The organism is Salmonella sp. SAL03688 (genome assembly GCF_046551895.1).
Lineage (GTDB): Bacteria > Pseudomonadota > Gammaproteobacteria > Enterobacterales > Enterobacteriaceae > Salmonella > Salmonella enterica.
The window spans coordinates 104447-116722 of the sequence record NZ_JBGDVI010000013.1; the positions used below are offsets into that span (position 1 = coordinate 104447).

Below are 12276 nucleotides of genomic sequence, written 5' to 3' on the forward strand. Positions count from 1 at the left end.
AAAGGCAAGTTCGTGAGCGAAGCGCCGGGTTGCGCTTCGCTCCCTCATCAATACGTTATGCAGTCATTCTGTAGATACTGATATACGAAGCGCTATCCGATTGCTGACGAAACATTATGGCGTGATGCTTTTTACATTCTCAACCCGGACATCCATCCGGGGGTAAGGAATATTGATGCCGTTTTCATCCATTGCTTCCTTGATATTTTCCAGAAGATCGTAGTAAGTACTCCAGTACTGAGCGTTGGGCACCCATACGCGAACATAGAAATTCAGGCTAGAGGGCGCAAGTTCGCCCAGGCGGACCGTAATATCGCGGGTTTTATCAATGCGATGATCTTGTTCAATAATACGATGTATCACGCTTTTTACGTCAGCAATACGGCTTTGGTAATCCACGCCAATAATCAGATCAATACGTCGATAGGGGTGTCGTGAATAGTTGATAATATTATCAGCAATAATTTTACCATTCGGGATGACAACTTCTTTGCTATCCGCAGTGAGCAGAGTGGTGGAGAAAATATGGACCTTTTCTACTGTGCCGATAACCAGGCCAATTTGTACAATTTCCCCGGCGCGGAAAGGGCGCAGGGAGACAAGCAGTACGCCTGCGGCAAAGTTGGAAAGTGACCCTTGCAACGCCAGGCCAATGGCTAAACCCGCCGCGCCGATAACGGCAATAATTGAGGAGGTTTCTATACCGACACGGCCAAGAGCGGCTACTGTCGTGAAAGCTATCGTGATGTAGCGAACCAGCGCGGAGAAAAAGTGGACAATAGTGGCATCCACTTGCCGCCTGAGAAGTAATTTTTCCAGCCCCCTCGATAGTAAGCGAGCTATTAACTTACCGATGAAAAGTAGAATGATGGCGGCAACAACATTCCAGCCAAAATGAATTACCGAGTCACTGTGCTCGGCCATCCATTTGATCGCGCCTTTAATTTTTGGAAATAACTCAAAACCTTCCATGTTTATCCTCTGTCAGCAGTATCCGCGGTATTAGCGGTAATAAAACGGTTCATTTTTGCCTGGATAATCGCCGCGCCGACGGGTGGCAGCAGTAACGCCCAGAATAGTGTCCAGCCGGTTCGTATTCCGCCATCTTCGTTTTTATTCGCCAGCAGAGCGCGGATTTCGTCGCTAAGCGTCAGACACAATATGGCTGTGCCAAACGGCATAATGGCTGACAGCCATCCCGCGCCACATGCGGTCATGAGTCGGGGCGAAGGCGCCACAAATTGCATTTCCCGGTGAATTCTGAAGAACCAATAAATAATATAAAATGGAATGAAAAAGGCCAATAATGCGACGACAAGGGGTTCTGCGCACTCAGGTCGCTGGGTTGATGAGAACCTTTTGGGCGGTGCAATATAGAAAAGTTCTTTTTTGAGCGGTAATAGTAGTAAAAGCGCGATAACCGCTAAAGTAATTACGATTATTCCTATATAAGGAATTGAGTATATAAATATAGACAGATAGCCAGCGATGATAAATTTGAACAGTAAGCAGAGGCTAAATAAAATAACAAATGTCTGAGCACTGCCGATAGCGCTGAAAAGCAGCATGGGGACTAACAGCGTTATGATCCCCACACCCAGATTAATTAAAAACTGCGCTATGATAAGCCTGACTACGTCAGACGGGCCATTTATGCAGAAGGAACAGACCACGCCAATGATTAACAGGAGCGCAACAAAGTAGAAGGGGTAACAATTTTTTATACGGCAGACAAACCAGCTGGCAACCATACCCAGGAGGTATCCCAGTTGGCCGCCAACGAGAATGGCGCCAATACGATCGGCTGGAATAGACAGAGATTTACTCCAAAAATAAACACCATACGACGATCCCAGCGAACCGATAAAAGAGAGCACCAAAAAGAAAAAAGTGATCCCCCAGAATCGATAGCTACTCAGGAGATCGGCACAGGTCCATTTTTTATCTGACATTGACGGTAAAGTAATTTCCATATTTATCCCTTGTTTTCCATAGAAAATAAGAATGTATAGAACTATTTAAATTGATAATAAATATTGATTATGTGAATAACGTTTATAGCCGATTTTAACTTAAAACGAAGGGCCATTTTATCAAATGGTTCTATTCTTTTTCAGCGTATAAAAGCAGGATGTGAGGTGATTAAATCTGTAGCGCCTTCTGAATGATAATCTGTGATTTTTTATGCGTGGCATTACATCATTGGGTTAAATGTGATTCCATTGTGAGTTATATTTTTCCGTCAGCAAATACAGAATTTGCGTGACGCGTTTGGCGGAATAGTGGGCGCTTTGCTGGAATTCAGGTTGTTGCCATAGCCAGGTAACAAAGCGGCGACTGGCCGCCAGATTAACGGCGACACCTTGTTCTAAGTGGGAACCGGTTAACGAACAGACCATTTTGCGGTTGTGACCTTGCCCCCAGAGTTGCCACTGATTTTGCCACCATCCCTGCCATGTTTTGCCTAACAGTTGCCACTCTGCGCGGCAATCGTCATCGTTTATCTCTTCCTCAACGAACCACAGCGAGGAGAGACGCTGGCGAAACCGCTCCGCCCATGCCGTAATGACCGCGCCGCGCAAAAAACACTCATGGGCAATGATGTGTGTCGTGACATCAGGAAAGCGGTTTTTCAGCACCCGAAAATGACCATGCGCCGTAATGACCGGGCGAAGTATTGTCCCTTGCGCGTTCCGTTTAAGCGCCGCCGGGCCATACTGAATCTCATCGAACTGACTGCGCTGTAAAAATTGCCGTTCTTTAATGGCGATACGGTGAATAATATCGCCATCCTCACCCTCGGGCGGCGCAATTCCTTTCCAGTGGTAATGCAAACTCTTTCCGGCAGAAAGTAACGTGAAATTGCTGGAAAGGTGAAGAACATTGCCGCGAACAGCGTCAAAACTGAATAAAAAGTACAATTGTTGGAAGGCATTCGCTCCCTGAAACGGTACGAGCAGCGGAATACTGCAAATCTGTTCCGGCGTTTCGGCGACATTCAGCGCGTGCTTTTTTGGCGTCCAGACTTTCTTACAGTACTGGCACTGAAGTCGCTGCGTTCCGCCGGGATTACGTCCATAGCGAATCCATGTTTTTTGATAGCAGTCGGGACAAAAGTGACCATGCTCTTTGGCATATTGCGCGATATAAGCAGACGCCCAGCGGCGAAATTCCCCCTCGTTGAAGAGCGGCGGATAACTGCCGCAGGCTCGACAATGCAATGCCGGATAACCCAGGCGATAGTCCGGCCACACATAATCCGGCGAGTCAGGCAGCCCAAGATTGCGACAACCAGCGCTTTTGCAGGCATTAATGGTGAACAGAGGCGGCATATATTTTACCAACGATTTTGGCAGGTCGTTGATTCTGCCTTCATAAAACGGTACGCGGGTGTGAGGACTCTCACATAAAAAAACCTTTCAGAACGTAACGTAGCGAATCTTTATATGACTGAAAGGGACTTATTTATGAAAGTAAAACTGCTTGCTGCCGGTATTTTGTTCACGCTGCCGTTCTGGGCCTGCGCCAAAGATGTCACCATTATTTACACCAACGATCTACACGCTCATGTGGAGCCTTATAAAGTGCCGTGGATTGCTGACGGTAAACGCGATATTGGCGGTTGGGCCAATATCACTACGCTGGTGAAGCAGGAAAAAGCCAAAAATAAGGCGACGTGGTTTTTTGATGCCGGAGATTACTTTACCGGACCGTATATCAGCAGCCTGACGAAGGGTAAAGCGATTATCGATATTTTGAATACCATGCAGTATGACGCTGCCACTATCGGTAATCATGAGTTCGATCATGGCTGGGACAATACATTGTTGCAACTGAGCCGGGCGAAATTCCCTATCGTACAGGGCAATATTTTTTATGAGGACAGCAGTAAATCCTTCTGGGATAAGCCGTACACCATTGTTGAAAAAGATGGCGTCAAGATTGGCGTAATCGGCTTACACGGTGTCTTTGCTTTTAATGATACGGTTTCTGCCGCGACGCGCGTGGGCATTGAGGCACGCGATGAGATTAAGTGGCTGCAACGTTACATTGATGAACTTAAAGGTAAAGTCGATCTGACCGTGGCGCTGATCCACGAAGGCACCCCGGCCCGCCAGTCCAGCATGGGGAATACCGATGTGCGACGCGCGCTGGATAAAGATATTCAGACCGCAAGTCAGGTAAAAGGGCTGGATATTTTGATTACCGGCCACGCGCATGTCGGTACGCCGGAACCGATTAAAGTCGGTAATACGCTGATCCTCTCAACGGACAGCGGCGGCATTGATGTCGGTAAACTGGTGCTGGATTACAAAGAGAAACCACACCACTTTACGGTGAAGAACTTCGAGCTGAAGACCATTTTTGCTGATGAGTGGAAGCCCGATCCGCAAACGAAACAGGTGATCGACGGCTGGAATAAAAAGCTCGATAAAGTCGTGCAGCAGACGGTGGCGCAATCGCCGGTTGAGCTGACCCGCGCGTATGGCGAATCGTCGTCGCTGGGGAATCTGGCGGCGGATGCGCTGCTTTTTACGGCGGGGAACGACACCCAGTTAGCGCTTACTAACTCTGGCGGTATCCGCAACGAAATCCCGGCTGGCGCGGTGACGATGGGGGCGGTAATCAGTACCTTCCCGTTCCCTAATGAACTGGTCACGATGGATTTAACCGGTAAACAATTGCGCAGCCTGATGGAGCATGGCGCTGGATTAAGCAACGGCGTATTGCAGGTGTCTAAAGGGCTGGAGATGAAGTATGACAGCAGCAAACCTGTCGGCCAACGGGTTACCGTGCTGACACTCAATGGCAAGCCGATTGACGATGCTACGGTTTATCACATCGCTACCAACAGCTTCCTTGCCGACGGCGGCGATGGTTTTGCGGCATTCACGGAAGGCCAGGCGCGGAATACCTCCGGCGGCTACTATGTGTCGAATGCGATAGTTGATTACTTTAAGGCGGGCAACACCATCACGGATGAGCAGCTCAAAGGAATGCGCGTTGCGGATGTGAAGAAGTAATTTCCCCTGCCGCGGCGCGTTCAGTGCCGCGGCGTGACATGAAGAAAATTCATCTTTGCTGAATATTCCTCATTCTTTGGCGTGATTTTTCAGTTGACGTCCTTCCGCTTTTCCGTCATTTTTACATCTGGACGTCTAAACGGATAGATGTTTACAACACAACAAATAATAACATGCGATTGATGAGGTAAGGTATGAGCTTTTTTCACGCCAACCAGCGGGAAGCCCTGAATCAGAGCCTGGCGGAAGTACAGGGTCAGATTAACGTTTCGTTTGAATTTTTCCCGCCGCGCACCAGTGAAATGGAGCAAACCCTGTGGAACTCCATCGATCGCCTGAGCAGTCTGAAACCGAAGTTTGTTTCGGTAACGTATGGCGCCAACTCCGGGGAACGCGACCGCACTCATAGCGTTATTAAAGGCATTAAAGAGCGTACTGGGCTTGAGGCCGCGCCGCACCTTACCTGTATTGACGCCACCCGCGATGAACTGCGCACCATCGCCCGCGACTACTGGAATAACGGTATCCGCCACATTGTCGCTTTGCGCGGCGATTTGCCGCCGGGCAGCGGTAAGCCGGAGATGTACGCCGCCGATCTGGTTGGTTTGCTCAAAGAGGTGGCCGATTTCGATATTTCAGTAGCGGCCTATCCGGAGGTACATCCGGAAGCGAAAAGCGCGCAGGCCGATCTGCTTAATCTGAAGCGTAAAGTGGATGCTGGCGCTAACCGCGCGATAACCCAATTTTTCTTCGATGTGGAAAGCTACCTGCGTTTTCGCGACCGCTGTGTTTCCGCCGGTATCGACGTAGAAATTATTCCCGGCATTTTACCGGTGTCTAACTTTAAACAGGCGAAAAAATTTGCCGATATGACCAATGTCCGCATTCCGTCCTGGATGTCACTGATGTTTGAGGGTCTGGATGATGACGCAGAAACCCGCAAGCTGGTGGGCGCTAACATTGCGATGGACATGGTGAAAATTTTAAGTCGCGAAGGAGTGAAGGATTTCCACTTCTACACGTTGAATCGTGCGGAAATGAGTTATGCCATTTGCCACACGTTGGGCGTAAGACCGGGTTTATAACCTCCAGCTCCCTGCCGGGAGCTTTATTACACCTCATATTGATCTACATCTCTGTAACTAAAAATATAAAAGGTATTAGCTATCGAATCTGTGGATTAATTCAACTATATCTATTTGCTCCTGGTGTATATCGTAACGGTAACACTTTAAAAGGGAGCTGAGATATGAGCACGACCGACGATACCCATAACACGTTATCCACTGGAAAATGTCCTTTCCATCAGGGGGGGCATGACCGAAGCGCAGGCGCAGGGACTGCCAGCCGCGACTGGTGGCCGAACCAGCTTCGCGTGGATCTTTTGAATCAACATTCCAACCGTTCTAACCCGCTGGGTGAAGACTTTGACTACCGCAAAGAGTTTAGCAAGTTAGACTACTCCGCCCTGAAAGGGGATCTCAAGGCGCTGCTGACCGATTCACAACCGTGGTGGCCCGCCGACTGGGGCAGCTATGTCGGTTTGTTTATTCGTATGGCCTGGCATGGCGCTGGCACCTACCGTTCTATTGATGGTCGTGGCGGCGCGGGTCGTGGTCAACAGCGTTTTGCGCCGCTTAACTCCTGGCCGGATAACGTCAGCCTGGATAAGGCGCGTCGTTTGTTGTGGCCGATTAAGCAGAAATATGGCCAGAAAATTTCCTGGGCCGACCTGTTTATTCTGGCGGGTAACGTGGCGCTGGAAAACTCCGGCTTCCGTACCTTCGGTTTTGGCGCCGGGCGTGAAGATGTCTGGGAACCGGATCTGGATGTGAACTGGGGCGATGAAAAAGCCTGGTTGACTCACCGACACCCTGAAGCGCTGGCAAAAGCGCCGCTGGGCGCGACCGAGATGGGCCTTATCTACGTTAACCCGGAAGGGCCGGATCACAGCGGCGAACCACTTTCTGCCGCCGCCGCCATTCGCGCTACCTTTGGCAATATGGGGATGAACGACGAAGAGACCGTGGCGTTGATCGCTGGCGGGCATACCCTCGGTAAAACCCACGGCGCGGCAGCGGCATCCCATGTAGGGGCCGATCCGGAAGCCGCGCCGATTGAAGCGCAGGGCTTAGGTTGGGCCAGCAGCTATGGTAGCGGCGTTGGCGCGGATGCTATCACCTCCGGGCTGGAAGTGGTCTGGACGCAGACGCCGACCCAGTGGAGCAACTATTTCTTCGAGAACCTGTTCAAATATGAGTGGGTACAAACCCGTAGTCCGGCTGGCGCTATCCAGTTTGAAGCGGTAGACGCGCCGGACATCATCCCGGACCCGTTCGATCCGTCGAAAAAACGTAAGCCAACCATGCTGGTCACCGACCTGACGCTGCGTTTTGATCCGGAGTTCGAGAAGATTTCCCGTCGTTTCCTTAACGATCCGCAGGCCTTTAATGAAGCCTTTGCTCGTGCCTGGTTCAAACTGACGCACAGAGATATGGGACCAAAAGCGCGTTACATCGGACCGGAAGTGCCGAAAGAAGATCTGATCTGGCAGGACCCGTTGCCGCAACCGCTCTACCAGCCAACGCAGGAAGACATTATCAACCTGAAAGCGGCGATCGCTGCATCCGGGCTTTCTATTAGCGAGATGGTTTCGGTTGCCTGGGCATCCGCGTCTACTTTCCGCGGCGGCGATAAGCGTGGCGGCGCTAACGGCGCGCGTCTGGCATTAGCGCCTCAGCGCGACTGGGATGTCAACGCCGTTGCGGCTCGTGTTCTGCCGGTATTAGAAGAGATCCAGAAAACGACGAATAAAGCTTCGCTGGCCGATATTATTGTGCTGGCGGGCGTGGTCGGTATCGAGCAGGCGGCCGCTGCTGCGGGTGTCAGCATCAGCGTACCTTTTGCGCCGGGCCGGGTGGATGCGCGTCAGGATCAGACCGACATCGAGATGTTCTCGCTGCTTGAACCGATTGCCGATGGATTCCGTAACTATCGTGCGCGTCTGGATGTGTCGACGACCGAATCGCTGTTGATTGATAAAGCGCAGCAGTTAACGTTGACCGCGCCGGAAATGACGGTACTGGTTGGCGGGATGCGTGTGCTGGGAACCAACTTTGACGGCAGCCAGAACGGTGTCTTTACCGACAGACCGGGCGTGCTCAGCACAGACTTCTTCGCTAATCTGCTGGATATGCGTTACGAGTGGAAGCCCACCGACGACGCTAATGAGCTGTTCGAAGGCCGGGATCGTCTGACTGGCGAGGTGAAATACACGGCGACCCGCGCCGATCTGGTGTTTGGTTCCAACTCCGTACTGCGCGCGCTGGCGGAAGTTTACGCGTGTAGCGATGCGCACGAGAAGTTTGTGAAGGACTTCGTCGCGGCATGGGTGAAAGTGATGAACCTGGACCGTTTCGATCTGCAATAATCTGATAGGTTAATTCGTCAGCGGCTGCTATTCGGTAGTCGCTGACGTTTTCCGCGTTTAATGCGAAAAATAACGAAAATGCCCCGTTACTTTCCAGTTAAATAATACATCTTCCTCCTGTGCTCCCGCGCCTATGTTATGCACAACCAGCGGCACCCCTTCAGGCGTGACGTTCAGGGACACCACGCCAATATGCGCAAGGCCGTTATCCAGCCGCCAGGAGACAATATCTCCCGGTTGATAATCGCTATATTTATCTGTCACCGGCAACGCTTTGTTTTGACGCTGGAACCAGGTTTCCAGATTCGGAACGCGGCGATGGTCGATATTGCTGTCCGGGCGTTTCAGCTTCCAGTTATTCGGGTAGGCAGAGAAATGCGACTGCATGTCTTCATGTACCCGTTTCTGTAAATCAACCTGCTGACTGCGCAGCGCGCGGATGACGACATCTGCACATACGCCACGCTCCAGCGGAAGATCGCCATTCGGATAATCCAGACGAACATAGGCAGCATCATAAAATAGCGTCTTACCTATTTGCGTCCCGGCACTTTGGGCGATTGCAGCATTAGTTTGCGCCTGAACGGTTATTGGTCTGGTATCAGAGCGTGGCGAATGATGAGAGATATGGCTAATAAAAAAAGCAGCAAGAATACCGATAAGCGCCTGTGCGAATTTCATCTTCTTCGTCCGTGAAGTGTGTCAGTACGTCATTTGACTTTCCGCGGAGAGAATGGTGCGTGACAAAAAAGTCTATTTCAGGACAAAATGGACTGATTCCAGGCTATGGAATACCTGATGATGGCGCTTCGCTTACCCGGCCTGGATGATTGGATAACAAGGCCGGATAAGGCGCCTGTGTCGATATTCGGCAAATGAATTCTGTTGGGTCAGCAAGCTGAAATACTCCTGACTATCGTCAGGAGTATTGCTCAGACCTTATTCCCATTCCTGCAAGAAGCGTTGACCATACTGGTCGGCGACCAGCAGCGCGGCGTACACTTCATCCGGCGTTGCGCCGCCAGGCATGTTATGAATAGTTTCACCTTCTGCGCAGGAGGCTTCCGCGACGGTGCGCATTTTGGCCGGGATATCCTGTTTAATATCCAGTTGCGCCAGCGTAATCGGCAGGCCAACGGAATGGCACAGTGCCGCAACGGTTTCGATTTCTTCGACCGGCGCGTTTTCCAGCACCAGTTGCGTCAGCGTACCGAAAGCGACCTTCTCACCGTGATAATAGTGGTGCGCATCCGGAATCGCCGTTAAACCGTTATGAATCGCGTGCGCTGCGGCCAGACCGCCGCTTTCAAAACCGACCCCGCTCAGGTAGGTGTTGGCTTCGATGACGCGTTCCAGCGCTGGCGTGACGACGTGCTGTTCGGCGGCCAACATGGCTTTTTCGCCTTCTTCGATCAGCGTGTTATAGCATAGCTCCGCCAGCGCCAGCGCGGTCTGTGTACACTTGCCGCCCGCCATTGTGGTGGCGCCGCTGCGTGAGCAGGCGCGCGCTTCAAACCAGGTCGCCAGCGCATCGCCGATACCGGCTGCCAGCAGACGCGCCGGCGCGCCCGCCACTATCTGCGTATCGACAATGACCATATTCGGGTTATGCGGCAGCAGCAGATAACGGTCAAACTCACCGGCATCGGTATAAATAACCGAGAGCGCGCTGCACGGTGCGTCGGTAGAGGCGATGGTCGGCGCGATAGCGACCGGGACGTTCATAAAATGCGCCAGCGCTTTGGCGGTATCCAGCGTTTTACCGCCGCCGATACCCAGTACGGCGCCACACTGACTTTTCTCGGCGACGGCGCGCAGCCTGTCGATCTCATTTTGCGAACATTCGCCGCCAAACGGGGCGATTTCTACTGACAAACCGGCACCCGTCAGGCTTTTGCGCAGCGTCTCTTCGGCAAATCCCAGCACGAATTTATCGCCCACAACCAGCCAGTTGTTCGCCATTGGTTTTAAATAATCGCCAAGACGCGCGATGACGTTTGCACCCTGAATATACTTACCTGGTGACTGAATAATGCGATCCATACATTTCTCTCCTACAGGTTCAGATTACCAAAAGCGTTTTTCCAGTCTTGCTCAAACTTCTCTATTGCTGACTCTACCGCAGGCGTATTGAGCATTTGTTGCGCTACATCTAAAGGAAGGGTAATCGCCTGGCAACCTGCCAGTAAGCAATCCAGCGCCTGCCGCGGTGTTTTAAAGCTGGCCGCCAGCACCATGCTGTCGGGAGCGTGATGTTCCAGTAGCGTTTGCAGCTCCTGAACCATACGAATGCCATCGCCGCCCTGCGCATCAACGCGGTTGACGTAGGGAGCGACATATTTTGCGCCCGCCAGCGCCGCCAGCAGGCCCTGCGACGCGCTGTAGACGGCGGTGCCCAGCGTTACGATGCCTTCTTTTTTCAGCAATTTAATCGCTGCAAGACCTTCGGCGGTCACCGGAATTTTCACCACAATGCCGGGGATGGCGTTATTCAGTCGTTTGGCTTCTTCCACCATCCCTTTCGCGTCGCGGCTCATGGTCTGCGCAAATAAAGTGCCTTCTTCGCCGATGGCGTTTTGCAGCCTGGGCAGCACATCCCAGATAGATTCTTTGCTGGCTGCCACAATGCTTGGATTGGTGGTGACGCCGGCAATCGGGAAAATGCGCGCCAGACGTTCAACTTCCGCCACGTTAGCGGTATCCAGATAGAGTTCCATAGTCTTTCTCTTCGTGAGTTTTCGTTATGGACAGGATAAAGGAGCGTGCCCCGGATGCGCTATGTGACAAATCTGCCAAAAACTGGACAAATGTGATGCTCTTGGTAAAGTGTGATTTACTTCACAAGTTGGTGATGGTTAACGTATAACGTGCTGTTGTATGCCATGTGGGGGAGTGAGGTTTTTGCATTGATATTACAATAATCCAGTAAATGCGCGTTTTATCTACTGTATTCTCTTTACTGGCGTGTGGATTATTTTTCCGTTAGCTGGCTGTGATACTGGCGGCGATACTCCGACGGCGAGCGTTCCGTATTTTTGCGAAACAGGCGGCAGAAATAGTTACTGTCGACAAAACCGCAACGGTGCGCCACCTCTTTCACTTTCAGGTCATAGCCCTTCAGCAACGTTTTGGCGTGTTCCAGTCGCGTATGGTTCAGGTATTCGTTAAAGCCGATGGCCCCCGTTTTCTGGAACAGGTGCGAGAGGTAATTTGGCGAGATATAAAACGCCTGTGCTACCGATTCGCGCGTCAACGGCGCGGCGTAGCGTTCATCAATATACTCCCGAATGGCTTCAAAAAGCGCGCGGCTGCGGGAGGCGGTCTGGATTTGGCTGCCGAGCAGATCGCGGCAATGGCTTAGTAGGCTGGCGACAATCAATCTGGCCGTTTGCTGCTCTTGCGGCTGCATCTGCATCTCATTAAGCGTTTGTAACAGGAAAGAGCCGATACGCGGGCCGCGGCGCGCAACGTGCTGTTTCGTGAGGTTTTGATGCTGCTGACCGTCCCAGTGGACCACGCTGAAACCTAACTGCTGTTTGCCAAACAGAATGCTCAGGGTGGTGACGGGCGTTTGCCATTGCGGGATGTTCCAGCCGCCAGCCGGAACGTAGAGAACATCGCAAGGAATGAGCGGGGCGGTAATGCTCATGTCAGTAAGCTCGCCCTCCAGCACAATCTCCAGCCGCGGAAAATCCACCTGGTACGCCAGTTCCGGCGCTGGGCCGCTGGCGCTGGCAAAATAAATCTGGCGCAGCGGCAGCGGGCCGTTGATGAGACGGGAGAGAAGGTGGCTGACGTCGTGATACATGATAATCCCCTGCC

Annotated in this window: 10 protein-coding genes; 3 read left to right on the plus strand and 7 right to left on the minus strand. The window is 51.8% G+C overall.

The features are described from left to right. Positions 1 to 114: 114 nt before the first annotated feature. The 3 genes from mscS to ACLJR2_RS14740 all read right to left on the minus strand — a co-directional run bounded on the left by mscS (position 115) and on the right by ACLJR2_RS14740 (position 3332). Positions 115 to 972, minus strand: a complete 858-nt coding sequence (gene mscS, locus ACLJR2_RS14730) for a small-conductance mechanosensitive channel MscS (RefSeq protein WP_000398255.1) — start codon at positions 970 to 972, stop codon at positions 115 to 117. A 2-nt stretch (positions 973 to 974) separates the two neighbouring features. Next, complete coding sequence (locus ACLJR2_RS14735) at positions 975 to 1973, minus strand: hypothetical protein (protein ID WP_000406812.1); 999 nt, start codon at positions 1971 to 1973, stop codon at positions 975 to 977. 234 nt (positions 1974 to 2207) lie between these two features. After that, the gene (locus ACLJR2_RS14740; RefSeq protein ID WP_001134802.1) at positions 2208 to 3332 is read right to left on the minus strand and encodes a hypothetical protein; all 1125 of its coding nucleotides are present in this window, start codon (positions 3330 to 3332) and stop codon (positions 2208 to 2210) included. Positions 3333 to 3467: 135 nt separating this feature from the next. Here ACLJR2_RS14740 and ACLJR2_RS14745 point away from each other — a divergent pair, with 135 nt between their 5' ends. The 3 genes from ACLJR2_RS14745 to katG all read left to right on the plus strand — a co-directional run bounded on the left by ACLJR2_RS14745 (position 3468) and on the right by katG (position 8454). Next, complete coding sequence (locus ACLJR2_RS14745; protein WP_000865253.1) at positions 3468 to 5024, plus strand: bifunctional metallophosphatase/5'-nucleotidase; 1557 nt, start codon at positions 3468 to 3470, stop codon at positions 5022 to 5024. A 194-nt stretch (positions 5025 to 5218) separates the two neighbouring features. Next, the gene (metF, locus tag ACLJR2_RS14750; RefSeq protein ID WP_000007507.1) at positions 5219 to 6109 is read left to right on the plus strand and encodes a methylenetetrahydrofolate reductase; all 891 of its coding nucleotides are present in this window, start codon (positions 5219 to 5221) and stop codon (positions 6107 to 6109) included. Positions 6110 to 6273: 164 nt separating this feature from the next. After that, on the plus strand, positions 6274 to 8454 hold the full coding sequence (gene katG / locus ACLJR2_RS14755) for a catalase/peroxidase HPI (protein ID WP_000108103.1): 2181 nt from the start codon (positions 6274 to 6276) through the stop codon (positions 8452 to 8454). A 57-nt stretch (positions 8455 to 8511) separates the two neighbouring features. On the opposite strand, the gene ACLJR2_RS14760 is transcribed toward katG, so the two are convergent. From ACLJR2_RS14760 to ACLJR2_RS14775, 4 genes are all read right to left on the minus strand, one after another. Then, positions 8512 to 9135 (minus strand): DUF1287 domain-containing protein, encoded by a 624-nt coding sequence (locus tag ACLJR2_RS14760; protein ID WP_000666690.1) that lies wholly within the window; start codon positions 9133 to 9135, stop codon positions 8512 to 8514. Positions 9136 to 9393: 258 nt separating this feature from the next. Continuing rightward, positions 9394 to 10497 carry a glycerol dehydrogenase gene (locus tag ACLJR2_RS14765; protein ID WP_000374042.1) on the minus strand — a complete coding sequence of 368 codons (1104 nt, stop codon included), beginning with the start codon at positions 10495 to 10497 and terminating at the stop codon, positions 9394 to 9396. Between the two features lie 11 nt (positions 10498 to 10508). Further along, complete coding sequence (gene fsa / locus ACLJR2_RS14770) at positions 10509 to 11171, minus strand: fructose-6-phosphate aldolase (protein WP_000424866.1); 663 nt, start codon at positions 11169 to 11171, stop codon at positions 10509 to 10511. Positions 11172 to 11425: 254 nt separating this feature from the next. Next, positions 11426 to 12262, minus strand: coding sequence for a helix-turn-helix transcriptional regulator (locus tag ACLJR2_RS14775; RefSeq protein ID WP_000274595.1), 837 nt, complete (start codon positions 12260 to 12262; stop codon positions 11426 to 11428). Between the last annotated feature and the right edge of the window lie 14 nt (positions 12263 to 12276).